Source organism: Bacteroidota bacterium (genome assembly GCA_016720935.1).
Lineage (GTDB): Bacteria > Bacteroidota > Bacteroidia > AKYH767-A > 2013-40CM-41-45 > JADKJP01.
The window spans coordinates 256,667-280,889 of record JADKJP010000006.1; the positions used below are offsets into that span (position 1 = coordinate 256,667).

23 protein-coding genes and 1 pseudogene are annotated in these 24,223 nt (G+C 41.7%); 10 read left to right on the plus strand and 14 right to left on the minus strand.

Translation table 11 applies throughout. From position 1 onward, the window contains the following. Positions 1–24 precede the first annotated feature (24 nt). The 3 genes and pseudogenes from IPP86_09370 to IPP86_09380 all read right to left on the minus strand — a co-directional run bounded on the left by IPP86_09370 (position 25) and on the right by IPP86_09380 (position 1,937). A pseudogene (locus IPP86_09370) lies at positions 25–727 on the minus strand (ATP-binding cassette domain-containing protein). A 54-nt stretch (positions 728–781) separates the two neighbouring features. Then, on the minus strand, positions 782–985 hold the full coding sequence (locus tag IPP86_09375) for a fructose-6-phosphate aldolase (GenBank protein MBL0138724.1): 204 nt from the start codon (positions 983–985) through the stop codon (positions 782–784). 82 nt (positions 986–1,067) lie between these two features. Beyond that, complete coding sequence (locus IPP86_09380) at positions 1,068–1,937, minus strand: hypothetical protein (GenBank protein ID MBL0138725.1); 870 nt, start codon at positions 1,935–1,937, stop codon at positions 1,068–1,070. Between the two features lie 198 nt (positions 1,938–2,135). Here IPP86_09380 and IPP86_09385 point away from each other — a divergent pair, with 198 nt between their 5' ends. After that, positions 2,136–5,225, plus strand: coding sequence for a tetratricopeptide repeat protein (locus IPP86_09385; protein MBL0138726.1), 3,090 nt, complete (start codon positions 2,136–2,138; stop codon positions 5,223–5,225). Between the two features lie 24 nt (positions 5,226–5,249). Then, entirely contained in the window at positions 5,250–6,914 is a 1,665-nt protein-coding gene (locus tag IPP86_09390; GenBank protein ID MBL0138727.1) for a TonB-dependent receptor, read from the plus strand. Between the two features lie 49 nt (positions 6,915–6,963). Here IPP86_09390 and IPP86_09395 read toward each other — a convergent pair whose 3' ends face one another. From IPP86_09395 to paaZ, 3 genes are all read right to left on the minus strand, one after another. Next, positions 6,964–7,728 carry an enoyl-CoA hydratase/isomerase family protein gene (locus tag IPP86_09395; GenBank protein ID MBL0138728.1) on the minus strand — a complete coding sequence of 255 codons (765 nt, stop codon included), beginning with the start codon at positions 7,726–7,728 and terminating at the stop codon, positions 6,964–6,966. A 126-nt stretch (positions 7,729–7,854) separates the two neighbouring features. Further along, the gene (locus tag IPP86_09400; protein MBL0138729.1) at positions 7,855–8,307 is read right to left on the minus strand and encodes a hypothetical protein; all 453 of its coding nucleotides are present in this window, start codon (positions 8,305–8,307) and stop codon (positions 7,855–7,857) included. A 100-nt stretch (positions 8,308–8,407) separates the two neighbouring features. Then, the gene (gene paaZ / locus IPP86_09405) at positions 8,408–10,453 is read right to left on the minus strand and encodes a phenylacetic acid degradation bifunctional protein PaaZ (GenBank protein ID MBL0138730.1); all 2,046 of its coding nucleotides are present in this window, start codon (positions 10,451–10,453) and stop codon (positions 8,408–8,410) included. A 341-nt stretch (positions 10,454–10,794) separates the two neighbouring features. Here paaZ and IPP86_09410 point away from each other — a divergent pair, with 341 nt between their 5' ends. From IPP86_09410 to IPP86_09420, 3 genes are read left to right on the plus strand one after another with little or no spacing between them, the layout of a single operon-like run. Next, a complete protein-coding gene (locus IPP86_09410; protein MBL0138731.1) occupies positions 10,795–11,154 on the plus strand; it encodes a 30S ribosomal protein S6 in 360 nt (119 codons plus the stop codon). 12 nt (positions 11,155–11,166) lie between these two features. Next, on the plus strand, positions 11,167–11,436 hold the full coding sequence (locus IPP86_09415; protein ID MBL0138732.1) for a 30S ribosomal protein S18: 270 nt from the start codon (positions 11,167–11,169) through the stop codon (positions 11,434–11,436). A gap of 12 nt (positions 11,437–11,448) precedes the next feature. After that, positions 11,449–11,895: a 50S ribosomal protein L9 gene (locus IPP86_09420; protein ID MBL0138733.1), complete on the plus strand. Its 447-nt coding sequence runs from the start codon at positions 11,449–11,451 to the stop codon at positions 11,893–11,895. A gap of 94 nt (positions 11,896–11,989) precedes the next feature. Here IPP86_09420 and IPP86_09425 read toward each other — a convergent pair whose 3' ends face one another. Then, complete coding sequence (locus IPP86_09425) at positions 11,990–13,222, minus strand: ABC transporter permease (protein MBL0138734.1); 1,233 nt, start codon at positions 13,220–13,222, stop codon at positions 11,990–11,992. 348 nt (positions 13,223–13,570) lie between these two features. Here IPP86_09425 and IPP86_09430 point away from each other — a divergent pair, with 348 nt between their 5' ends. Beyond that, the gene (locus IPP86_09430) at positions 13,571–13,879 is read left to right on the plus strand and encodes a hypothetical protein (GenBank protein MBL0138735.1); all 309 of its coding nucleotides are present in this window, start codon (positions 13,571–13,573) and stop codon (positions 13,877–13,879) included. A gap of 84 nt (positions 13,880–13,963) precedes the next feature. Here IPP86_09430 and IPP86_09435 read toward each other — a convergent pair whose 3' ends face one another. The 7 genes from IPP86_09435 to IPP86_09465 all read right to left on the minus strand — a co-directional run bounded on the left by IPP86_09435 (position 13,964) and on the right by IPP86_09465 (position 19,411). After that, positions 13,964–14,659 (minus strand): noncanonical pyrimidine nucleotidase, YjjG family, encoded by a 696-nt coding sequence (locus IPP86_09435; GenBank protein MBL0138736.1) that lies wholly within the window; start codon positions 14,657–14,659, stop codon positions 13,964–13,966. Continuing rightward, positions 14,656–15,222, minus strand: a complete 567-nt coding sequence (locus IPP86_09440; GenBank protein ID MBL0138737.1) for a hypothetical protein — start codon at positions 15,220–15,222, stop codon at positions 14,656–14,658. The genes IPP86_09435 and IPP86_09440 overlap by 4 nt, the downstream gene beginning before the upstream one ends. 52 nt (positions 15,223–15,274) lie before the next feature. Next, positions 15,275–15,922, minus strand: coding sequence for a uracil phosphoribosyltransferase (gene upp, locus IPP86_09445; protein MBL0138738.1), 648 nt, complete (start codon positions 15,920–15,922; stop codon positions 15,275–15,277). A gap of 12 nt (positions 15,923–15,934) precedes the next feature. Beyond that, the gene (locus IPP86_09450) at positions 15,935–16,855 is read right to left on the minus strand and encodes a GNAT family N-acetyltransferase (protein MBL0138739.1); all 921 of its coding nucleotides are present in this window, start codon (positions 16,853–16,855) and stop codon (positions 15,935–15,937) included. Beyond that, a complete protein-coding gene (locus tag IPP86_09455) occupies positions 16,852–18,168 on the minus strand; it encodes a polysaccharide deacetylase family protein (GenBank protein MBL0138740.1) in 1,317 nt (438 codons plus the stop codon). The genes IPP86_09450 and IPP86_09455 overlap by 4 nt, the downstream gene beginning before the upstream one ends. 174 nt (positions 18,169–18,342) lie before the next feature. Beyond that, positions 18,343–19,032: a DNA repair protein RadC gene (gene radC, locus IPP86_09460; GenBank protein ID MBL0138741.1), complete on the minus strand. Its 690-nt coding sequence runs from the start codon at positions 19,030–19,032 to the stop codon at positions 18,343–18,345. Between the two features lie 124 nt (positions 19,033–19,156). Next, the gene (locus IPP86_09465) at positions 19,157–19,411 is read right to left on the minus strand and encodes a 30S ribosomal protein S20 (GenBank protein ID MBL0138742.1); all 255 of its coding nucleotides are present in this window, start codon (positions 19,409–19,411) and stop codon (positions 19,157–19,159) included. Positions 19,412–19,675: 264 nt separating this feature from the next. Between IPP86_09465 and IPP86_09470 the strand changes: the two genes are divergently transcribed. The 4 genes from IPP86_09470 to pcaF all read left to right on the plus strand — a co-directional run bounded on the left by IPP86_09470 (position 19,676) and on the right by pcaF (position 24,221). Continuing rightward, positions 19,676–20,872: a 3-hydroxybutyryl-CoA dehydrogenase gene (locus IPP86_09470; GenBank protein MBL0138743.1), complete on the plus strand. Its 1,197-nt coding sequence runs from the start codon at positions 19,676–19,678 to the stop codon at positions 20,870–20,872. Between the two features lie 53 nt (positions 20,873–20,925). After that, positions 20,926–22,461: a DUF853 family protein gene (locus IPP86_09475; protein ID MBL0138744.1), complete on the plus strand. Its 1,536-nt coding sequence runs from the start codon at positions 20,926–20,928 to the stop codon at positions 22,459–22,461. Positions 22,462–22,490: 29 nt separating this feature from the next. Further along, positions 22,491–22,913, plus strand: a complete 423-nt coding sequence (locus IPP86_09480; protein MBL0138745.1) for a hotdog fold thioesterase — start codon at positions 22,491–22,493, stop codon at positions 22,911–22,913. Positions 22,914–23,012: 99 nt separating this feature from the next. After that, entirely contained in the window at positions 23,013–24,221 is a 1,209-nt protein-coding gene (gene pcaF / locus IPP86_09485) for a 3-oxoadipyl-CoA thiolase (protein ID MBL0138746.1), read from the plus strand. The last annotated feature ends 2 nt before the right edge of the window (positions 24,222–24,223 follow it).

Here is a 24,223-nt window from a genome sequence, read left to right on the forward strand (position 1 = left end):
TATGGCAGATTTCCCGGGATGAGATCAGTTGTATACAGGATCAACGGGAACTTTTGAATCAATGATCCTCCCGTTTTCACACTTAATAATACGAGCAGGGAATTTGTCGATCATGGAATAATTGTGAGTTGCCATCAGCACCGCGCGTCCGGTGTTTCGGATATCAAATAAGAGTCGCATAATTCCCTCTGATGTTTCCGGGTCGAGGTTTCCGGTGGGTTCATCAGCCAGAATAATTTCCGGATCATTCAAGCAATGCACGTGCAATCACTACTCTTTGTTGTTCACCTCCACTCAGTTCATGCGGCATTTTGAATCCTTTTGTAACCAGCCCGACTTTTTTCAACACTTCATTGATGCGCTCTTCAATTCTGACTTTATCTTTCCATCCTGTTGCCTGCAGCACGAAAAGTAAATTCGCATGCACCGACCGGTCATTGAGTAACTGAAAATCCTGAAAAACAATTCCCAGTTTCCTGCGCAGAAATGGAATTTGATTTTCCTTTATATGATTGAGATGAAAACCTGCAACTGTCGCGTCACCCTGTTCAAGTTCCAGATCGCCATAGATCATTTTTAAAAGACTGCTTTTCCCTGTACCAGTCTTGCCAATGAGGTAGGCAAATTCTCCCTTTTCAATGTCCATGCTTACATTGGATAATACCAGATGCTTCGCCTGGAAGATATTCACATTGCGTAAAGAAATACTCATTTCGGTCGCTGTCATTGTATAAAAGGTATTTTGTAAAAACGAATTTTTGGATGCTGGATTAGCGGAGAATTACAATTCCAGTTTTTGGATTTTTCCATAAGGCATTTCATTGATGAGACGGATAATTTCACTCTCCTTATCACCAAGCCCGGCTTTCGTTAATGCCTTTTCAGGACGATCAACCCTGAAATAGGCGAGCAGTGTGAAATTGTCATCACGCAATTGCACATAATCCGGGATTTTTGCGGTGCCTTTGATTTTCAGAATGTACATGATACAAAAGTAACAAAAGAAAAAGCTGTTTGTTTTTTGCAAACAGGTAATCATGAACAATAAAGAATGGAAATCTTCCCGCTCACCTGAGCTTGATAGGGAAGGTGGTATTGTTAACGGTCAGTGTCGCGTCATCATCGCATGTACCGTTGCCATAATCGAAAACTCTCGTTGGTTTGCCGGTAGGTGTCAGTTCAAAAACGCCTTCCTTGATGTAAGCACAGTCAAGTGCGACCCAGAGTCTGGTTGTAATGTTGACACTAAATGCTGTCCCTTCAAATCCGGTTCCATTGGCACTACCGCGAATGTAATATTGATCATCCAGCCAGTTACTCATGCCAGTTGTTGATTCACCGGCAATCCATTCCCTCTCGCGCTGCGAATTCCAGGTCAGAATTTGACCATTACGATTTTCCAACTGTCCGTTCACCTGAATCGTGTACCAGAGATGATTATCGGAGTTATGGCCTTTGTTCGTCACCGTTTTTTGTCCGGTTACCTTGAACATATTCGTGGCTTCCCGGCCTACATAGTAATTGTTGAAAGTGGTGGTGATGACTGTTCCTGAATCCCGGTATGCACCTGTATATTGAATATGTATGATCCCTTTTCTGTAACGGAAATCCCGGCAAAGGCATGTATCTGACCCAAAATCTACTTCAATACTTCCTCCCGGACCTGCGCTGTCAGGTGTGATTGTAACCGTTGCACAAACACTCAGAAGTGAATTGTCATCCGCAAAACGGTATGTCGTCAACCCGCTTCCTCCATTTTCAACAGCCTGATTGGCGATATTGTTTACGTCATTGAAGGTATTTTCTGCAAGTGAATTGTCCTGTGAGGTCTGAGTATCAAATTCCAGTTCAGTGTTTTTTTCCTTTTTACAAGCCATTAATGCTAATAACAAACACAATGCATTAACGGAAAGGTGAAAAATCCATTGCTTTTTCATTCGTGTGGTTTTGGGTTAAATCTGGAAATCCTGAGATACTTCGATTAATACAGAAAATTTATACTGGGAATCAAACAGATAGGTTACTCATGTTTAAAACTATGTTGGTAACTACACTGCCTGTAAAAGGTGTTAAGCAGTGGTTTCCAATAATTTTGCTCACATCCCGTTTCAATTTCAAATTCCCTGTACATTACTATGTCAACACGACTTTTTTGGGTCTTCCTTTTATTTTCCATTCGTGCCTTTTCCCAACAAACAGCCATCTACACCGACCCGGAGCGTGGATATCAGTTGGGAATGGAATTGTTCAACAAACAGAAATATGTTGTTGCCCAAAAGGAATTTCAAAAAGTTCTGGAAAGCACTGCGCCTGTTTCGCTGGAAGTAAGAGGTAATTCAGCATTCTATGCTGCACGCTGCGCCGCGGAGTTGTTTCATCCGGATGCGGAGTACCTCATGTTTCATTTCATGACGGACTATCCGGAAAATCCGCATTATGACGAAGCGATTTACCACCTGGGTATTCTCTATTTCAAACAAAAGAAATACAAAAAAGCGGTCGAATACCTGGAAAAGCTGGATCGTAATGAGCTTAGCCAGGAGAGGAGAGACGAGGTGAATTTTAAACTCGGCTACTCTTACTACATGACTAATGATTATGATAAAGCGAGTAAATCATTTTTCGAAGTAAAAGATGGTACCAGTAAATATGCTACCGCAGCGCAGTACTACTACGCTCACATGGCTTATGTGAATGAGAATTATGAGACAGCATTGAAGTCATTTTTGAAATTGAAAGATTCGGAAGCCTTCGCTCCCGTGGTTCCATACTATATTACCCAGATCTACTACAAACAAGGCAAATATGATGAGCTCCTCAAATTCGCGCCTACGGTTTTGGATTCGGTCGGACCCAAAAACGGAATGGAGATCGGAAGAATGGTGGCGGAATCTTATTATAGAAAAGGTAATTACAAAGAAGCTTTGCCTTACCTGATCGACTATGAAAGAAACTCACCAAACGTTGGCAGGAACGATTATTACCAGCTTGCTTTTTGTTATTACAAATCCGGTGAGTATGAAAAAGCGATCCCTTATTTTCAAAAGACCTGTTCAAAGGAAGATGAGCTTTCGCAAAACGCTTATTACCATCTTGCCGATTGTTATCTGAAGACAAATGCAAAGAGGAGCGCACGGACTTCTTTTCAATCTGCTGCCAAAAGCACCTTTGATACCGAAATTCAGGAAGAAGCACAATTTAATTTTGCAAAATTATCCTACGAGTTAAATTATCAGAGTGTCGCTATCGAAGCTTTCAGGAGTTTTACAACTACTTTCTCTAAGAGTGCTCATCTGGATGAAGCCAATGAAATGTTGGTTGGTATTTACACCAATACACGCAATTACAAGGATGCTCTCACTTCCATTGAAGCCATCAAAAATAAAACCCAGCCCATTCGTGCCGCTTATCAAAAGGTGGCATATTACCGTGGTATCGAGTTTTTCATGGATAACAATCAGAAAGAAGCGATCAAGCTATTTAAGACTTCAATTTCCTATCCTGTTGATCAGGGGTTGGTAGCCAAAGCGCTCTACTGGTCAGGAGAATCCTATTATAAACTGAATGATTTTGATAATGCAGCGAAGTCTTACAGCGATTACATTTTGACTCCTGCTGCAGTTACACAGGAAGAATACAATCTTGCCAATTACAATATCGGTTATTGCAAATTCAAATCGGAGGATTACGCTTCCGCGCAAACAGCCTTTCGTAAATATGTAAAGGAAAAGTCACAAACCGATAACACCCGCTATACCGATGCTTTGCTTCGTATCGCTGACTGCTTTTTCATGCTCAAGGATCAAGCGAATGCTATTGAATATTATAACCAGGCTATTGGTGCAAATGCGAAAGCCAGCGACTATGGTATATATCAAAAGGGAGTAATTCTCGGGATCCAGGGAAGAATGGCAGAGAAAGTCACCACACTTCAAAAACTGTTTGACAAGTATCCTAAATCTGTTTATTACGATGACGCTTTGTTTGAAGCTGCACAGGCAAGTATGATTACGGGAGACAATCAGCAGGCCCTGAAATATTATCAGGAGATCATGACGAATTATCCATCCGGCAGCTATATGAAGAAGGCTGAACTTGGTGAAGCCCTGGTGTATTATAACAACAAGGAAGACGATAAAGCCATGGCAGCTTATAAGAAGGTTGTTCAGAAATATCCCAATACCACCGAATCGCACGAAGCGCTTGAACAGATCCGAAAAATTTCGGTCAGTCAGAATAAAGTGGATGATTACCTCGCTTACGCGAAAAATGTCCCCAATGCGGATGTATCGAAAGCGGCTCAGGATTCATTGATGTATGAGGCAGCAGAATTGCGCTATACACAAGGAAATTGTGATGAGGCTGTGAAAGATTTCGAAGCCTATCTCCGTCGTTTTCCGGAAGCTATTTTCCTTGTAAATGCTTCTTACTACAAATCTGATTGTTTGTATCGTGCAAAACAATATGAGAAAGCATTGGAAGGTTATGAAGTTGTAAATAGTCAGCCGAAAAATCAATTCAGCGAAAAATCATTGCTCAGTGCAGGACAAATCAATTACCGTCTGAAAAACTATGACAGAGCATTGGCGAATTTTGAAAAGCTTGAAGCCAGCGCGGAAGTGAAGGACAATATCATGGCCGCTCAAGCCGGTGAGTTGCGTTGCAGTTACAAGCTGAATGATTATGATAAGGCCATCAGCAATGCTCAGAAGGTTTTGAATTCATCAGCAACAGATAAAGACCTGATCACAGAAGCTCATTTCATTGCAGGAAAATCCTATTTCGCCAAAAATGACATGGCGAGCGCGAAATCAGAACTTACCATCGTCTCCAAACGCACCAATAGTGAGATGACAGCGGAGAGTAAATATCATCTCGCCCTGATTGAATTCAGAATGGATAATTATAAGGAAAGTCAGAAACTCATTTTTGAAATTCAAAACCAGGTTCCTTCCTATGATTTCTGGATCGCGAAAGGATTCATTTTGCTCGGGGATAATTACCTCGCGCAGAAAGATACTTTCCAGGCTCGTGAAACCTACAAAAGTATCGTCGATAATTTCCAAAAAGATCCAAACGATCCTGAAGATTTGAAAGAAGTTGCAAAACAAAAGCTGGATGCCATTACTGCAGCTGAAAGTAAGAGAGATAAAGAAATAATGGAACGCAAACTGACTCCGGAAACTGTTGAACCGGATTCTACCGATGATGCAGGAAATAAATAATTTTTGAAACGACGCAGCCACACCATGTATAAGCACCTGTTAATTGCACTCGCATTATTTTCCACAACCTCTGTTTTTGGACAAGAGGGGAAAGAAAAGGAAGATCTTGGAGACAAGGAATACATCATTGTAAAGGACTATAAACCGGTTCTTGCGGAGTCATATAAGATTTCGGATGTTCCGGAAGGAGACACTACTACAGTGAATCCTCCGGCGATGAAATACAATGCCGTTTCAAAAAAGGTAGAAACCAATTACGAAACCGCTACCATCAAAGCAGTGAAGGTGATGGATGAGAAACTGGCTAAGTTGTATCGAAACCTGGTGAAGTTGGGAATCGGCAATTACACAACATACAATGGTGAAGCCTATATCAATTCTCTTCGTTCTAAAAAAGGAGCGCTGGGATTGGCGGTACGACACTTCTCAGGCTCTCCCAGTCTGAAAGACGCCGGAGAAGCGGATTTCAGCCAGAACAAAGCCGGGTTGACCGGAAAGTATTTTTTAAGCAATGCTACCTTTAGCGGAGACCTTGGTTACGACAGAAATGTTGTTCACTATTATGGGTACAACTCAGCTGATACTATTATTGATAAGAAGAATACTAAACAAAGATTCAGTGAATTTAATATCAATGCGGGATTGGCCAGCAATTATCTGAACAAAGGTCATATGGATTATGGTGTGCGTTTTGGCTACACTACTTTTAATGATTTGTTCTCCGTAACAGAAAACGATTTCCTTGCTGTGGCAAATGCGGGCAAACAATTGGAAAATTTTTATCTACGGGTTGACGCCGCTTTCAATTATTTCAAAAAGACAGATGCGGATTATGAAATCCTTTCATTGAACAGCAACCTCAATAGAAATATTATTCGTATTTCTCCTACTTTCAATTTTGATAAAGAAAACATTCATCTTGTCCTTGGTGGCCGATTGGAAATTGAAAAGAATCTTGGCTCTGATGTTCACTTGTATCCAAGAGTCGATTTCTCACTTCCAATTGCTGAACATATCCTTTCAGTCTTTGCTAATGTGGACGGAAACCTCTCAAAGAATAGTTTCAGAACACTTGCCTATGAGAATCCTTTCATTACATCTTCAATCAGACCTTTCAATACCAATAATAAGCTGATGCTTACGGGAGGATTAAAAGGAAATTTCTCCAGCACTGTTTCATTTACAGTCTGGGCGAGATATTCAAAAGTTGAGGATTTGCTGATGTATGTAAACGACACAATCCATTTCAATAAATTCAATCTCTTGAGAGATGATGGAACTGTTTTTAATCTGCACGCGGAACTTGGATTTTTGTCGGATGAAAAATTAAATCTCTCCCTGCATCTTGATCAGAACTCCTACAAACTTGATTTGTATGAAAAAGCCTGGCATATGCCTGCAACAGTTGTGACCTTTGTTGCTAAATACAATCTCCGGGATAAAATTCTGGTGAATGCTTCACTCTTTGCTAGAGGAGTGACTTATGCCGCGGTAAGAGAAGGTAATGGATACAAGTCAGAAAAAATCAACGCTTATCTTGATGGCAACCTCGGACTGGAATACCGTTATTCGAAAATTTTATCTGTGTTTGTTAACCTGAACAATCTGGGTTTTGCAAAATACTACAACTGGTATCAGTACCCGTCCGAACGTTTCAATGTACTTGGTGGAATTTCCTATTCTTTCTAAACGATCAACCTCGAACTTCAAACCTTGAACCTCGAACTTCGAACCCCAATCATCTTGCGCCTGCTTTAAACTTGGCGATCGCATTCCTGGTAAATTCAGACAGAACCAATCTTCCGCTAATTGCGGCACGATCTGCAAGTAAAGTGTCCCAATTTTCAGTGCCTTCCCAACAAACTTTTTTCAGATCCTTCATGGCATCAGGATTGCTGGCAGCTAATCTTTGAGCAAGAGCATGCAGTGCCTGATCCATTTCCTGAATAGTAGGGTAGAGGGAAGCATACATTCCTTTTTCACAGGCCCATTGAGCCGTTTGCCATTCCGTTGCATTAATCGATAACATCGAAAAAGCCGCTGTTCCGATTTTTCGTTCTACAGCAGGACCAACGACAAATGGACCGATACCTACTGCCAGTTCACTGAGTTTGACGGAAGCATTATCTGTCGCGAATGTATAATCTGCAGCACAGGCGATTCCGACACCTCCTCCAACCGCTTTACCCTGTACTCTTGCGATCACAAATTTTGGAGCTTTTCGCATCGCGTTGATAACCGCTGCAAACCCTGAAAAAAAATACGTTCCTTTTTCCAATGAATCAATTGAAACCAATTCATCAAAAGAAGCACCTGCACAAAATGATTTTTCGCCTTCGCTTTTTAGTACAATCACTTTCGCTTCCGGATTTTTTCCGGCATTCTCTATTTCCGTCGCAAGTTGCCGAAGCAATGTGCCGGGCATTGAATTACTCTGCGGATGAAAAAATGTGATGCTTGCAATTCCTTCTGCAATTTTGCTTTGAATGGATCCGTTGGACATGGTATTAATTTGTGACCGAAAATAAATATTATTTGTGGTTAAGAGAAATTGAAGATGGGAGACTATTGTAATACAAAAGCCGTTCGCATAATACATGCAAACGGCTTCTGTTGAATATGAATTCAATTAATTCTTACCGTACGCAGGTAATTTGCCTTCGGTAATCATTTGTTGAGTTTTCACTTTGTGTGCCTCGTAATCACCGAAGCAGAGAGCAGACAAAATTTCGTCACGCGACATAGCGGGGTTGCCCAGTTGCTTCTTGATTTCCAGGCTGCATCTGTCTACGAAATGTTCGAAACGTTCAGGAGCCCAGATGTAATCTACCTTTTGCCAGTCGGGACGCGTTCTGTCAATTTTAAATTCCATTGGAAGATCACCATGAATAATGGCTTTTACATCCAATCCTTCGAAAGTTTTTGGGAGCAGACGATTGTCAAAGACAAGCGGACGACTCACATCGATCACATGCTTTTTACGTTTAGGGTCAACCATTTTGAGCCCGTTTATGCGAAGACCTTTTTTCTTAAGGTGTCCGAATTTTTTCTCGAATCTTTCGAGTGTGTCATAGAGTAACATGGCTGGTTGGTTTTTTTATGTGTTGGAGTGGTTGTATTTATTATTGGATAATTTGCAATCGGTAATTGAGTTATGAGTTATAAACCTCGAACTTTGAACACTAAACTCTGCTTGCCACCAAGGTCAAAACAGTTTCAAGAGCGACAATCTCCCCGCGTTGATTGGTAACTTCAACATACCATTCTACTACGCCTTGAGGAATCTGACCTTCGCGATTTTCTTTTTTTGTTTTGCGCTGGCACGTCAGTTTTACCTGGATTGTATCACCTACATACACTGGTTGAGTGAAACGTAAGTTATCCAACCCATAATTCGCGAGCACCGGTCCTTTTTTAGGATCTACAAACAATCCTGCTGCAGCGGAGATGATGAAATATCCGTGTGCTACTCTTTTTTCAAAGACTGATCCTTCCAATGATGTTTCGTCGGTGTGCGCATAGAAGTAATCACCGCTGATACCGGCAAAATTGACAATATCCGCTTCGGTGACAGTACGTTTATGAGTAATCAACGTATCGCCAACATTTATTTCTTCAAAATATTTACGGAATGGATGGATAACATCTTCCTTCGTTTCCGCTCCGGGCAAATATGTATTCAGAATTTTTGTAAGTGTAGTTGGTGATCCTTGCAATGCGGTACGCTGCATGTAATGATGTACACCACGAATTCCACCCATCTCTTCACCACCTCCTGCTCTTCCCGGACCACCATGAACCAGGTGGGCAAGGGGAGAACCATGACCGGTAGATTCCGCGGCACAGTCTTTATTGATAATGACCATTCTTCCATGTAAGGAAGCGGCACCAAGTACAATTTCTTTTGCAAAGGAATTGTCGGCAGTGAATACTGATCCAACGAGACTACCTTTTCCCATCTTGGCCAGTTCAGCGGCCTCATCAGCGTTTTTATAGCTCATCACTGTATTCACAGGGCCGAAAGCTTCAATTGAATGTGGTTCTGTTTTATGTAAAGCATCTTTGCAATAAAGCAACACGGAAGACATAAATGCTCCACGTTCGCTGTCGGCTCCAACAACTTCCACCTTATCCAGATCGCCATAAACAACCTCACAGGAATTCATCAGTTTTCTGACGTTATCCTTTACATCCTTCACCTGGCTTTTACTTGCCAGTGGCCCCATTCGAACGCCTTCTACTGCAGGGTCGCCGATAATGTTGCCTTTCAATCTTTCGCTCACAGCCTTTATAACAGCATCCGTAAGTGATTCCGGAACTATCGTACGACGAATCGCGGTACATTTTTGTCCGGCTTTCACTGTCATTTCCCGGACTACTTCTTTAATAAATAATTTGAACTCTTCCGTATCAGGAGTTGCATCCGGACCGAGAATTGAGCAATTCAGAGAGTCCGCTTCCATGTTGAAGCGAATGGAATTTTCCAGAATAACAGGACTGCTTTTCAGCATTCTTCCTGTGTGAGCTGAACCTGTAAAGGTGACTACATCCTGACAAGTCAGGTGATCCAGCAAATTTCCGGTGGATCCGCAAATCAGTTGTAATGAGCCTTCAGGCAGAATGCCTGAATCGATGATATATTTTGTTGTGAGTTCGGTAAGATAGGATGTGGCGGAGGCTGGTTTTACAATAGCCGGAACTCCTGCAAGGAAGTTGACAGCAATCTTTTCCAACATTCCCCAAACCGGGAAATTGAATGCATTAATATGAACAGCGACTCCTTCCAGAGGAACACAGATATGATGTCCGACAAACGTCCCGGTTTTGGATATTTTCTCCATGTTACCATCGACGTAAAAAGTTTCGTCTGGCAACTCCCGACGACCTTTGCTCGCGTATACAAACAGGTTACCGATACCTCCATCGATATCGATCCATGAGTCCGTTTTGGTGGCTCCTGTCGCAGCTGATAATGCGTACAATTCCTTTTTCTTTTCACCCAGGAACAAAGCCAGAGCCTTGATCATTCGCGCTCTTTCATGGAAAGTCATTTTCCTTAGTGCTCTTCCTCCTTTGGTTCTGCCATAATCGAGCATACCCTTAAAATCAAGCCCCTCGCTGCTGACATTGAAAATTTCAGCACCTGTGACGGCATGATATAAAGGAATTCCCTTGCCGGAACCTTCCTGCCAATGACCTTGGGAATACGATTTTAATTTCGTGGACATAATGCAATAAATATGATTTTCAGGACGTCAGCGACCATTCCGGCGGATTCAGATCAAAGATCTTCCGTCAGTTAGAAGTCAAAAGGGCTAATTTTAACCAATTTCAGCCTTTTGCTGCGTTCCCGAAATCATTAAGGAGAATGAGTATGCAAAGATAACCGATCCCGCTCTCAAGTCAAGAAGTTATCAACATCTGTTGAAAATATATATGAGTATTTTAGCCGCCGACACCCCTGAACGGCCTTCTGTTGAAGATATTCTTGATTCTTTCTTGGATATCAAGGCCTTTTAATTATCTTTGCAGCCCATAAAAAAATCTCCGTAAAACCTAAAAATCAAACATGTCAAATCAGTATGAGACAGTTTTCATCATGACACCTGTTCTTTCGGAGGAACAGATGATGGACACAGTCAACAAATTCAAGAAAATCCTCACCGACAACGGTTCCGAAATTGTTCATGAGAACAACTGGGGATTGCGCAAACTGGCTTACCCGATCCAAAAGAAAAACACCGGGTTTTATTACCTCCTCGAGTTCAAGGCACCGGGAGAGCTTATTGGTAAGCTCGAAACGGAGTACAAGCGCGATGAGCGTGTAATGCGCTTCCTCACTGTGAAACTGGACAAGCACGCTGTCACTTACAATGAAAAGAAGCGCAAGAACGCCGCGCTGAAGAAAGAAGAAGAAAAAGCCTCTTAAACCCTGAACACGATGGCATCACAATCTAACGAAGTACGGTACCTCAACCCACCAACGGTTGACACCAGCAAAAAGAAATACTGCCGTTTCAAAAAGAACGGAATCAAGTATATCGACTACAAAGACGCGAACTTCTTATTGAAGCTTGTTAATGAGCAAGGGAAAATTCTTCCTCGTCGTCTTACCGGCACCTCGCTGAAATATCAGCGTCACGTCGGACAGGCAATTAAAAGGGCACGCCACCTGGCATTGATGCCTTATGTATCTGATCTTTTAAAATAAGGAGGCTGAGCAATGGAAGTTATCTTAAAACAAGACATGGACAATCTGGGCTATGCTGACGAGATCGTAAAGGTCCGCCCGGGTTATGCACGCAACTACCTTATTCCGCGTAGCCTTGCTATTATCGCTAACGAAGAGAACCGCAAGGTCCTTGCTGAAACCCAGAAACAACGTGCTCACAAAGCACAGAAAATTAAGGGTGATGCTGAATCTGTAGCTAAACAACTTGAAGCAATCACTCTTAAGATTGGTGCTAAAGTAGGTGAAAGCGGAAAGATCTATGGTTCTGTGACTGCTTTACAGCTTGCTGACGCTTTGTCTAAGCACGGTGTAAATGTTGATCGTAAAAAGATCCACCTCGATACCGAACACATTAAATCTCTCGGTACTTATACTGCAGTTGTTAACCTTCACAAAGACGTGAAAGCGAAAGTAAATTTCGAAGTTATCGCTGAGTAATAAAGCTATCAATTAAAAAGAAAAGACGTCTGTTTTGCAGACGTCTTTTTTTTGTGCTTTATTTTTTTCAGTTTTTACTGTTCCAGAAAAAGTATCACTCGTATCTCAAGGCCTCAATCGGATCCAGACGGGCCGCTTTGGAAGCAGGATAATAGCCCGAAAGAATTCCCACGACAAAACAGATCACCAGTCCGGTCGTAATCCAGAGCCAGGGAACAATAAAACCGGAATCGAGAAGTGATGACATCAGATTGCCAATAAGGATTCCAAGGATAACACCCAGAATACCTCCCATCTGACAAATCAAAATAGCTTCGAAAAGAAATTGTCTGCGAATGGCGGATGGAGTAGCGCCAATTGCCTTACGGATCCCAATCTCCCGCGTACGCTCAGTCACGCTGACAAGCATAATATTCATCAGCCCTATCGCGGCACCCAGAAGTGTAATGGCACCTACAATGAAGGCAATGTATTTCATAAAGACCAGCTGTGAAATAAAGAGGTTCGCAAGGCTGTCACTTTGTGTAATCTCAAATGAATTGTCTTCTCCGATTGGTACGCCTCGTATGATCCGGAATAAACCGGTCGCTTCACTCACCGCCGGTTCCATCATCCCAATATCTTTTACACTCACATTGATCGCGAAGGACATGTCGGGCCGGTTGAAGTTTTGTTTGACATTAAACAAAGGCAGGATACACACATTGTCGCCTCCAAATCCCATGGAAGAACCTTTCTCTTTCAATGTGCCAATGACACGGTATTTATTTACACCAACAGAAATAATTTTATCAATCGGGTCCTGATCAGGAAATAATTTATCCATTATTTCTTTTCCAATAACCACCACGTTGGCTCCGAATTGTATTTCCTGCGGAGAAAAATTTCTTCCACGATCAACGGTGTACCCTGTTGTGACAAGGTAATTTTCATTTCCACCCATGACAAGTACATTCGGGTTGGTCTTTTTGTCGTTGAATTTGATAGTGGAAATCCTTGAAGCTACAGTAGAAATAGAGACTGTTGCCGGGAAATGGTATTCGTCAGCGAAACGAATGGCCTGATGGTAATCAATCGGTTTAAACCGTTTCGGTCGCTTTCCTTTATTGCCTACTCGAATGTGCATCCCACGGTTTTGAATCGTAAAGGAGTTTGCACCCATACTCGAAAAATTATCACTGATAGATCCCATGATGGCATCAACCGCGGTGAGCATACCCACCAGAGCCATGATACCAATCGCGATAATCAGCGCGGTGAGTATTGTTCTCAGCAACTGACTGCGAATACTTCCGAATGCTACTTTTATATTTTCGCGGATATCCATTTCGAATGGGTGTGAAAGTACGAAATTGAATTCCAGTGTTGAAAATAAGATGCCGTTAAACTGTGTTAAGTTTAAAATTAATCAACGTACATTCCGTTTGAACCAGAACAACCTTCTTCAGGTAATGAAGATTCACTTACATTTCCCTTGAAACCCGGCTGCGATCCCGGTTATTGAATGGTGCATTGTGTAAAGGGAAAAGAAGAAAATGTGTCGAAATTGGACTAAATTAGCTGAAAATCAACGATTCCTGTAAGAATTCTCTTTTTAAAGCAAACTTTGATTCTTAAAATCTCGTATCTTTGCCAATAATCTTGAAATTAATCCTAAAAAAATAAATCCATTCTCATGAAAAAATTCCTCGCTATCCTTTCGTTGGTATGTTTCGTGGCTTTTGCAAGTCATGCACAAACTCCACAACCTACTGCACCTGCAGCGAAAAAAGAAGTTTCTGTTGCTAAGTCGGATGAAAGTACTGCAACTCCTGCATGCTGTTCCAAAGCAAACAAAGCTTGTTGCAAAAATAATTCAGCAGCAAAAAATTGCACACCTGAACAAAAAGCAGATTGTGCTAAAGCCGGAGCTGAAGCGAAAGTAGAAAAAGCACAAGTGAAATCTCAGCCTGCTAAAGTTCAGTCGGCACCGGATTCAAAATAATATTGATAAGCTTTCAAAAAAAACGCCTCATGTTGAGGCGTTTTTTTTTGGTTTTATTTTTTTAAAATGACATAAAAGACAAAGTCAAAACAGACGTGTCAATTCATCCAGTGATTTTATTTCGAAGGTGACGCTGTCGGTGTGAGGAATTTCAAAGGGATTAAAATAAACAGTGTCCCATCCCGCATTTCGTGCCCCTGCAATATCGACATCCAGCCCGTCACCAATCATCACACACTCATCCGCGCTCGCCCCGGCTTTTTGCATTGAATAATTGAAGATGTTGATGTCTGGTTTTTTGTATCCGGTGTGTTCACTGATAATTATTTCTGCAAAATATTTTTCCAGATCAGAGGCCTGCAATTTGATTTCCTGTGCTTCTACAAATCCATTCGTAATAATGTGCAAAGTGTATTTCGAGCAGAGATAGCTCAGTGTTTCGTGTGCATGTGGAAACAAATGGGTTTTGCGCGGACTGATGCGCAGGTACTCATCCGGTAGTTCATTTGGCGCGGTTTCCGCATCAAGACCCATATCCCAGAACGTAAGTTGAAATCGCTTGTCTCGCAGGGTGGCCTTGTCAATTTTCCCAAGTCTGTATTCATCCCACATCATCGCGTTCCGCTCTTTGTATTTTTCTAAAAAGATTTCCAGCGAACTTACTCCAAGTTTTTGCAAACTATATTTATGGTAAAGTTCTGTCAACGCTTCTGTTGAATTTCTTTCGAAATCCCAAAGCGTGTTGTCGAGATCAAAAAAAAGATGTTTGTACTTACTCATTTGATGATTTCATTGATCGAACGGACGTGCAACAGCTCAAACATCGTTGTCATTAACAGGGACCAGGAAGTGATTGAGATGAACATATAGAAAATAATTTTCCTGTTGTTCTTTTCAAGACGTGTCATGAAAAAAGTACCAAGTGGAATTGAAAACAGTATGGGCGTCAGTGCAGCAAGTCCGATAAGACCGTAATTCCGCCAAAGCTTTACCATTCTTCTGTTACGTGGAGTAAATATTTTTCGTGCGGGCAGTGATTTTTCAACGTATTGGTAATGGATTTCGATTTTTTCATCAGTGTCGGCCACCGGTGGTGAAAATAATTCATCCCGTCTTTGTTTCCTTTTGAAAAAAAACAAACGTACCCGATCCCACAATTCTATCAGCCATTCACTGAAATGCATAAAAATGATCACGCCAATCATTCCACCCAGGATGGAATACATATTCGTTTCAAACCAGGTGAAATCGTACTTCTCATTGAAATATACCATGGGAGGTCCTACCGCGAACTTTACGCTGCTGATGAGGATAAGGGAAAGTATTTTTAGGAATTCCTCCACGAAAGATTCTGGAACAACAAGGGTTTATAATCAGAGGATAACACCTGCAGTGTTACATCTTGTCCCCATAGGCAAGGTCTCCTGCATCACCCAGTCCGGGAACAATGTAGGATTGAGATGTCAATTCCTCGTCGATGGCAGAACACCAGATCGTCACATTTTCCGACATGTGTGCTTTTACATATTCTACACCTTGAGTACTGGCAAGAACACTTACAATGTGTGTATGTTTCGGAGCGCCTCTTTCCATGAGCGATTTGTATGTAGCAACCATGCTGGATCCTGTTGCAAGCATGGGATCCGAAAGAATGAGGATACGATTTTCAAGAGAAGGACTTCCGACATATTCCAGTTTGATTTCAAAGGAACCATCCTTGTGATGTTTGCGGTAGGCGCTGATGAAGGCACTATCTCCATGATCAAAATAATTCAGCAATCCTTCGTGTAAGGGCAATCCCGCACGTAGAATTGTTCCGATTACAGGCTGTTCGCTCAAGACAGGAACATTGGCAATCCCTAGTGGTGTGGTCACTTCCTTCTCGGTGTAAGGAAATGTCTTGCTGATTTCATACGCGAAAATTTCACCCAGACGAGATAAATTTCTCCTGAAACGCATACGGTCTTGTTGAATACTCGAATCCCGTAATTCGGAAATAAACTGATTAACGATGGAATTGTTCAGACTGAGATTATGTACCATACCGGTGAAACATTAATTTTTTAACCAGCGAATGAATGCCGGCAAAGTGTTTTTTCTGATTTGTAAATATACAACTTCCTGCGATCCGAAACTCTTATAGAATCGGGCCAGGCTGGGATTCATTGAACCTTCGAAATCGAGAATTTTATTTTCAGTGCAATGTTGCTCCACGAAATGGTTGATCAGGGCACTCATGGCTCCGTTTTCTCTTGCTTCAGGACTAACTGCGGAAAACAGAAATATATAACCGACATGAGTCTGCAAAAACGCAGCACCTGCAATTAGTTTACCATCAGGGGATTGTGCACCGAAGAGTTCAATGCTGTTGCGTTTAGCGCATTCCTCTGTGAGCTGAACAAGTATTTTATATTCGTCTTCGCCCAGGTTTTTTATCTCCCGGCCTCTATTATTTCTGAACAGATCAATGATTTCACTGATCCCCTTGAGATGGCTGATTTTGATACCGGCCTTTTGCGCCTTCTTCAGATTCCGTCTAAGGTTTTCGGAATATCCGGAAATAAGTTTTTCCCTGTCAGCTGATAAATCCAGGTGATGTGTGATTTTCTTTTGAACTTCGAGACCTTTTACTTTCCGCTCACAAGAATTATCTGTGTTCAATTGGATTTCAACGAGCCTGTATAGTGAAGGTATCTTTTGAATAAACTCCTGAATCGAGTTTTCGGTTATTTTATTTTTGGAGAATAATCCAAGTTGTTGAGTAAATGGCGGCTGAAATAAATAAGCAATGCCAAATTTTTTTCTTTGTGTAAGTGGGAATACAGCCGAATAATCATCTTCCACAAGAGCAGCCCAACCCGGAGAAACAATATCAAGAAACCATGAATATGCATAGGTCATTCCGTTCCCGCATTCCTTAATACAGGAATCCCATTTCTGTTTATCGATTGCCTGATGCTGAAGAAAAATAATCATTTTCCGGATTTGTTGAGCGCAGCCTTAACCACATCTTCATAGACATCCTGCCAGCCTTCCCATGGTTTTTTATTGCTGATAGTTTCATTGTGCCAAAGCGACATGAAAGTTCCGTTAACCGCTTTTACTTCCCGAATCAATGGGTTCACATAACTGAGGACTTCTGCCGGTTGAATTTTCATGTAAAATCTCAGGGTTGCATCCATCACTGCAAAAGGATGAATTCTGAGAGATGTACTTTGCTCATTATCTAAATCGTAAAATAAAAAGGAAGAACAGATGCCCGCCCGAAAACCGATCTCAGAAGAAAAGCCCATTGTGTAGTCTTCTTTGATGTCGCAATCAATCAAGTGACGGTAAGTTCCGGGGAATTGTAGTTTTAGAAAATGCTGTCGGCTCTTCGTAACATCACGACGGATAACTTTTCTAAGCCTCGACTGTTCCAGTCTGATTTTTTCAGGCTGGTAATTCGAAGCGTAAGATGGATGAATTCCAACTTCATTATAATCCGCGATAGATTTGATAAGGGATTGAAAAGCTTTCCTGCTCACAGAAACATTTTTGTCGTTTTCTCCATAATCGCCCAGCAGAAAAAAATAAATGCAGGATAAATCATATTGCTGCTGGATTCTGAATAATGATTCGTAAGTATCGTATGGGTCCTGTTGTCTGCCAATAAGGACAGACAAACGAAATGCGATATCCTTGAAGTCAAATCGTGACAAGCTTCTGAGAAATGCTCCGGTGGTTCTCATCAATCCTTTTTGTAAATGAGCCCAGGCATTGTCAATGTCGATCGTTGAAATATACTTGTATTTCTTTTCAGGAAATTTTAAATCAGGATAATGTTCCATCAGAATTTCCTGAATCTTCTTTGCATAAATATTTACGATCGGTTTATGAAGAAAACCTTTTTGCCAGGCCAGACTTTCATGCGCGTCAAACCGATCGTGAGCGTCGCGTTTGTGTGGGAGGTATTCTTCGTAGCGGCTCACCATGTAAAACGTTGCCGCGAATGGATCGAATGGTAAAATGAATTTTGGATGCGTTGCAAAAAAAGCTTTTGTGTCTTCCCAGTCGAATACTGAAAGTTGCTGATCACGGATTCCTTTCTGTGTCAGAAATCCGGTCGCATAGATAAAAATTTCATTTCCGAATGCAGCTTCACTGTAATTAATTTTCGCTCCATTGAATAAATGAAATTCATCTGCATGTACTGTAAGCTTGTAATCTATGCCAAGCAATTCCCGAAATATGAGATCGAATGTATACCGTAAGCGGGGTCCGGAGACAGGGGCGTAAATCAGCAGCATTCAAAAAGAGTGGTCGGAGGTTAGCGAAAATACAGGGTATTCTACTCCGATTTTGTAATGCAATTCTAATGAAAAAAGGCCTGATTTTTCTAATAAATATTCACATTTTCTTACCTAACATTTTAGCCATGGATTCACTCTCAGAATCATTATAAAATATGCATTGCCAACAATTCAAATCATTCCTTCATCAGCAAAACTGTAAAAACCCTTTTGGGTAATAATTACATGATCAAGGACCGATATTTCAAGAACCTTCCCGGCTTCGACAATGTTTTTTGTAAGCCGAATGTCCGCTTCACTGGGTTTTGCTGTTCCGGAAGGGTGATTATGACATAGAATAATTGCCTGAGCTTTGTGGTCCAGAGCAGCCTTAAAGATCATTCGCGGGTCCACAACAGTCCCACTCATTCCACCACTACTGAGTTGTTGTTTTGCCAGAATCTTATTGCTTCTGTTCAAATAAATCACCCAGAATTCTTCATGTATCAAATCACCAAGAATATTCTGGAAAATACCTGCAACATCTGCGCTTGAACTTATTTTTTCAAGTTCTGTCTCGGTTGTTTCTTTTCGACGTCGCGCCAGTTCGAGGGCCGCTATGATGGTAATTGCTTTCGCTTCCCCGATGCCTTTGAATTTCATCAGTTCCGAAGCATTCATTCTCCCGAGTGAATACAAACTGTTACCGGCATGAGATAAAATTTTTCTCGATAGTTCTACAGCCGTTTCTTCCAAATTTCCGGAACCAAGAAGAATCGCAAGTAGTTCGGCATCTGAAAGAGAGTGCTTCCCTTTCAGTAAAAGTTTTTCACGCGGGCGATCTTCTTCAGCCCAGGATTTTATCGACAATCGGTTTTCCATGCAGATTTTTTTTTCGGCAAGTAACTCAATTGTGCAATGCGTGTCATTCTGTATAAGCAGGTTATTATAAGGCAAAAAAAAAGCTCCCGTTTTGCGGGAGCTTTCCTTCTCTGATAATCCAGAATTATTTGATGTGATTGAGGTGAACAGCAAGTTCACTCTTCAAGTTAGCTGCTTTGTTTTTGTGGATAACGCTTTTCTTAGCCAGGCGATCCAGCATAGAAGACAAATTGCTTAATTCCGTAGCTGCAGCTTTTTTATCCGTAATAGAACGGAAAGCTTTGATCGCGTTTCTCATTGTTTTAGCCTGGTAACGGTTACGCAGACGTTTTGATTCGCTGTTACGGATTCTCTTCAGTGACGACTTATGATTTGCCATTTTGCTTTATTTCGCTTAAAATATTGATTTTTACTCAAATTTTGAGGCTTTTCGATGATCAGGAAAGCACTCAACCTGCCCTGTTTATTTTTTGGGATGGCAAATATACGATTCTGATTTTTTATTGCAAACCTTTTTGTGAATTTCTTTTCTGAGGCTTTGTCGGGTCAACATCCTAAACATCAACAAAATCCCACATTATTTGCTACCCGGGAGCGGGCCGATCGGGCTTCAAAATATTGCTACTTTTGTTCACCCGAAAATATGACAAAACTTAAGCCGACATCACCAATCGGAGTCCTGGGAGCAGGCACGATGGGAAGTGGAATAGCCCAGGTGGCTGCAATGGCAGGCCATCCAACCATTCTGTTTGACTCCAATCCAGCCATGCTGGAGAAGTCAAAGACAGATCTGAATAAAACTCTGGCAAGGCTGGTTGAAAAAGCGAAAATTACAGAACAGGCCTCAGCGGAAATTCGAGAAAGAATTACTTATGCAAATTCCATGTCGGACATGATGATGGCTGATTTGGTCATCGAAGCGATACTGGAAGATTTATCAATCAAACAAAAAGTGTTCAATGATCTTGAAGAGATTGTGAACGATAAGTGTTTGTTTGCTAGTAATACTTCCTCTTTATCCATTACATCCATAGCGGCAGCAGCAAGGATTCCTTCCAGAGTGCTTGGATTGCATTTTTTTAATCCTGCTCCATTGATGCCATTGGTTGAAATCATTCCGGGGCTGGCCACTGATCCACAGCATCTTTCTGAAATGAAGAGACTGATGCTGGATTGGGGGAAATCACCTGTGATGGTAAAAGACACACCTGGATTTATTGTAAACCGTGTGGCCAGACCATATTACGGTGAGTCCATTCGAATCCATGAAGAACGTTGGAATGATTTGCCGGAAGGAAGAACCGGACTCGCAACAATAGATTGGGCATTGAAAGAATTCGGCGGATTCAGAATGGGTCCCTTCGAATTGATGGATATGATCGGTAATGACATCAACTTCACTGTGACTGAAACGGTTTGGAAACAGTTCTTTCACGACCCGCGTTACAAACCTTCCCTCACCCAAAAACGTTTGGTTGAAGCAAAACGATTCGGACGAAAAAGTGGACAAGGATATTTTGATTATATACAGGAAGATAAATTCCCTGAGCCATTCCGGCATGAAGAGTTAGGAAAAAAAATCAGGGACCGAGTTGTCGCGATGCTGATCAATGAAGCTGTGGATGCATTGTATTTAAATGTAGCCTCACGCGATGATCTGGATCTTGCGATGACCAAAGGAGTAAATTATCCCAAAGGATTATTGAAGTGGTGCGATGAATGGGGCGCTGAAAATGTTTTGGCAGTTCTGGAAGATTTGCATCGTGAATACTCAGAAGAACGATATCGCCCGAGTGTTTTATTGAAGAGAATGGTAAGAGACAAGCAAAAGTTTTATTGAGTTGAAAAAGTTGAACCGCTTGTTGATTGATTGATGACTAAAATAGAAAAACAATGAAGTCCGCAGAAGAACTGAAATCTGAAATAGAAAAGGGATATACTTTTGAAGGAAAGAGTATCGTTCTCGGCTGTGCAATCAATGATAAAAGTCCGGTTCAGGGTGCACAAGTAAGGATTCCATTGAACACTGTGAACCGTCATGGATTGATTGCCGGAGCTACCGGAACAGGTAAAACAAAAACGATTCAACAGTATGCCGAAAGTCTTTCAGACAATGGCATTAGTGTACTGTTAATGGATATCAAAGGTGATCTTAGTGGAATAGCAAAACCGGGTACAGAAAACCCGAAGATTCAGGCAAGGCACCAGCAGATAGGAACAGAGTGGAAGTCCACTCAGTTTCCTGTTGAATTGATGTCTATCTCCAACGAAAAAGGACTTCGATTGAGAGCTACTGTTTCTGAATTCGGTCCGGTGCTTTTTTCAAAAATGCTGGAGCTTAACGAAAATCAACAGGGAGTTGTAACGATTGTGTTTAAGTATTGTGATGATAAAAAACTTCCTTTACTTGACATTAAAGATTTCAGACAGGTATTGCAGCATATTTCAAATGAAGGAAAAAATGAAGTGAGTGCTTATGGACAAGTCAGTCCGGCAACCGTCGGAGTCATCATGCGAAAATTATTGGAGCTTGAGCAACAGGGTGCCGATCGTTTCTTTGGTGAGAAGTCATTTGAAGTGGAGGATTTGTTGAGGAAAGATGGGGAGCGTGGGTACATCAATGTTGTACGTCTTTGTGACATGCAAGACAAGCCTAAATTATTTTCCACTTTCATGCTTTGTTTGCTTGCGGAGGTGTATGCGAAATTTCCTGAGATGGGCGATAAAGCTGCTCCCAAACTCGTAATTTTTATCGACGAAGCCCATTTGATTTTTAGAGAAGCTACCAAAACCTTGCTGAATCAGTTGGAGACAGTAATCAAGCTCATCCGCTCAAAAGGTGTAGGAATCTATTTTTGCACTCAGATTCCGGGAGATATTCCGGATGAAATACTCAGTCAGCTTGGTGCAAAATTCCAGCATGCCATGCGTGCCTTTACTGCCAAGGACAGAAAAGATATCAAACTTGTCGCGGAAAATTACCCTTCAACTGCATTCTACGACACTGAAACATTGCTTACCGAATTAGGAATCGGTGAAGCACTGGTAACAGTGTTGAATGAAAAAGGAGCTCCGACTCCATTAGCTCATACACTTTTATGTGCGCCCCGTTCGCGAATGGATATTCTGAGTCCCGAAGAACAAGATGCAATAGTGAAATCCTCCGATATCTATTCAGAGTATAACGAAGAGATTGATCGTGAAAGTGCATATGAAATCCTAAACAAAAAAATAAAAGGGGAGACAGAAGAGGAAGATCATCAGGAAACAAAACAAAAGGAGAATGAAAAGAAGGAAGAAAAGACTTCCACTATTGCAGATACAATCTCCGCGGTTGCAAATAATTCTACTGTACGTACGGTAGTGCGTGAAGTAACCCGTGGACTGTTGGGTGCATTGTTTGGAACAAGCACAAGAAGAAGAAGGTAAAGAAAATTCCAAGAAAGAAAATAAAACGCATGTCTGAAAAAACTCTTGCCGAACGGGTAGTTGGCAGAATGTATGAAAACGATTGGTTCAGTCAATGGCTGGGAATCGAAAGGGTGGAAGTAAAGCCCGGCAGATCTGTACTCAAGATGAAAATCAGGAAAGAAATGCTCAATGGCTTTTCTATCGCGCATGGCGGCATTACATATTCCCTGGCGGATAGTGCTCTTGCTTTTGCTTCCAACAGTCACGGACGAAAAAGCGTGTCTGTTGAAACATCCATATCACATACTGTCGCCTTACGTGAAGGTGATGAAATTACCGCTGTCGCTGAAGAGGTTTCACTGACGGATAAAATCGGAGTTTATTATATTACCATTACCAATCATTTGGGGAAAACAGTTGCTCTTTTTAAGGGAACTGTTTACCGAACAAGCAGAGATTGGGAAGTGTGATATTGATTGTAGATTTTAGATTGTAGATTGATCGTAAATTCTAACAACTAACAACTAACAACTAACCACTAACCACTAACAACTAACCACCAAAAATAAATGAAAGAAGTTTATATCATAGACACCATTCGTACCGCAATAGGAAGTTTTGGAGGAAGTTTAGGGCCCGTACGGACGGATGATCTCGCGGTAGTTGTATTGCGTGAATTATTAGATAGAAATCCATCTGTTGATCCTGAAGCGATCGGAGATGTGATTCTGGGTTGTGCAAATCAGTCCGGAGAAGATAATCGTAATGTTTCCAGGATGGCTTTGCTTATGGCAGGATATCCGATCAATGTGCCGGGTGAAACCGTGAACCGCTTGTGTGCATCCGGACTTTCCGCTGCTATTTCTGCTGCTCGCGCTATTCAGGTCGGAGATATGGAAATTGCCGTAGCCGGTGGAGTTGAGAATATGACGCGTGGTCCATGGGTAATTTCCAAAACTTCCACAGCCTTTGGACGCGATGCGCAAATGTTTGATTCCAGTTTTGGCTGGAGATTTATTAATCCCAAAATGAAAGAAATGTTTGGTACTGACGCGATGGGAGAAACAGCGGAAAATCTTTCTGACAGGGATCATATTTCCAGAGAAGATCAGGATAAGTTTTCACTGTGGAGTCAGCAAAAAGCAAAAGCTGCACGTGATCGCGGTCGATTTGCAAGGGAAATTGTAGCGGTTGAAATTCCCGGAAAAAAAGGTGAAGTAAAGCGATTCGATCAGGATGAATTTATGAAACCTGAAACTTCACTGGAAGGCTTGTCAAAGTTGAAGCCTTCATTCAGGAAGGAAGGAACGGTTACTGCAGGTAATGCTTCTGGTCTGAACGACGGAGCTGCAGCTTTGTTATTAGCTTCCGGTGATGCAGTGAAAAAGTATAATCTCAAGCCACTTGCCAGAATTCTTTCATCAGCAGTTGTTGGTGTTGAACCGCGAATTATGGGTATTGGTCCTGTCGAAGCATCCAATAGGGCTATTCAAAAAGCCGGACTTACATGGAAGGATATTGATGTGATCGAGTTGAATGAAGCCTTCGCGGCACAATCACTTGCATGTGTACGTTCATGGGGTTTGCAGGACAACGATGCACGAATTAATCCGAATGGTGGTGCAATTGCCTTAGGTCATCCTCTTGGAATGAGCGGTGCAAGAATTCTTGGATCAGCTGCTATAGAATTGAATGAGCAAAACAAAAGATATGCCCTTGTAACAATGTGCATCGGTGTAGGACAAGGCTACGCCGCTGTCATCGAAAGAGTAGTCTGACA

What these genes read in the sequence shown, in the direction of transcription:
- IPP86_09385 (MBL0138726.1), top strand. Translation starts at nt 2,136, where the DNA reads ATGTCAACACGACTTTTTTGGGTCTTCCTTTTATTTTCCATTCGTGCC.
- pcaF (MBL0138746.1), top strand. Translation starts at nt 23,013, where the DNA reads ATGAAAGAAGTTTATATCATAGACACCATTCGTACCGCAATAGGAAGT.
- IPP86_09450 (MBL0138739.1), bottom strand. Translation starts at nt 16,855, where the DNA reads ATGATTATTTTTCTTCAGCATCAGGCAATCGATAAACAGAAATGGGAT.
- IPP86_09410 (MBL0138731.1), top strand. Translation starts at nt 10,795, where the DNA reads ATGTCAAATCAGTATGAGACAGTTTTCATCATGACACCTGTTCTTTCG.
- IPP86_09435 (MBL0138736.1), bottom strand. Translation starts at nt 14,659, where the DNA reads ATGAGTAAGTACAAACATCTTTTTTTTGATCTCGACAACACGCTTTGG.
- IPP86_09425 (MBL0138734.1), bottom strand. Translation starts at nt 13,222, where the DNA reads ATGGATATCCGCGAAAATATAAAAGTAGCATTCGGAAGTATTCGCAGT.
- IPP86_09415 (MBL0138732.1), top strand. Translation starts at nt 11,167, where the DNA reads ATGGCATCACAATCTAACGAAGTACGGTACCTCAACCCACCAACGGTT.
- IPP86_09465 (MBL0138742.1), bottom strand. Translation starts at nt 19,411, where the DNA reads ATGGCAAATCATAAGTCGTCACTGAAGAGAATCCGTAACAGCGAATCA.
- radC (MBL0138741.1), bottom strand. Translation starts at nt 19,032, where the DNA reads ATGGAAAACCGATTGTCGATAAAATCCTGGGCTGAAGAAGATCGCCCG.
- IPP86_09430 (MBL0138735.1), top strand. Translation starts at nt 13,571, where the DNA reads ATGAAAAAATTCCTCGCTATCCTTTCGTTGGTATGTTTCGTGGCTTTT.
- IPP86_09380 (MBL0138725.1), bottom strand. Translation starts at nt 1,937, where the DNA reads ATGAAAAAGCAATGGATTTTTCACCTTTCCGTTAATGCATTGTGTTTG.
- IPP86_09470 (MBL0138743.1), top strand. Translation starts at nt 19,676, where the DNA reads ATGACAAAACTTAAGCCGACATCACCAATCGGAGTCCTGGGAGCAGGC.
- paaZ (MBL0138730.1), bottom strand. Translation starts at nt 10,453, where the DNA reads ATGTCCACGAAATTAAAATCGTATTCCCAAGGTCATTGGCAGGAAGGT.
- upp (MBL0138738.1), bottom strand. Translation starts at nt 15,922, where the DNA reads ATGGTACATAATCTCAGTCTGAACAATTCCATCGTTAATCAGTTTATT.
- IPP86_09420 (MBL0138733.1), top strand. Translation starts at nt 11,449, where the DNA reads ATGGAAGTTATCTTAAAACAAGACATGGACAATCTGGGCTATGCTGAC.
- IPP86_09475 (MBL0138744.1), top strand. Translation starts at nt 20,926, where the DNA reads ATGAAGTCCGCAGAAGAACTGAAATCTGAAATAGAAAAGGGATATACT.
- IPP86_09390 (MBL0138727.1), top strand. Translation starts at nt 5,250, where the DNA reads ATGTATAAGCACCTGTTAATTGCACTCGCATTATTTTCCACAACCTCT.
- IPP86_09400 (MBL0138729.1), bottom strand. Translation starts at nt 8,307, where the DNA reads ATGTTACTCTATGACACACTCGAAAGATTCGAGAAAAAATTCGGACAC.
- IPP86_09395 (MBL0138728.1), bottom strand. Translation starts at nt 7,728, where the DNA reads ATGTCCAACGGATCCATTCAAAGCAAAATTGCAGAAGGAATTGCAAGC.
- IPP86_09375 (MBL0138724.1), bottom strand. Translation starts at nt 985, where the DNA reads ATGTACATTCTGAAAATCAAAGGCACCGCAAAAATCCCGGATTATGTG.
- IPP86_09480 (MBL0138745.1), top strand. Translation starts at nt 22,491, where the DNA reads ATGTCTGAAAAAACTCTTGCCGAACGGGTAGTTGGCAGAATGTATGAA.
- IPP86_09455 (MBL0138740.1), bottom strand. Translation starts at nt 18,168, where the DNA reads ATGCTGCTGATTTACGCCCCTGTCTCCGGACCCCGCTTACGGTATACA.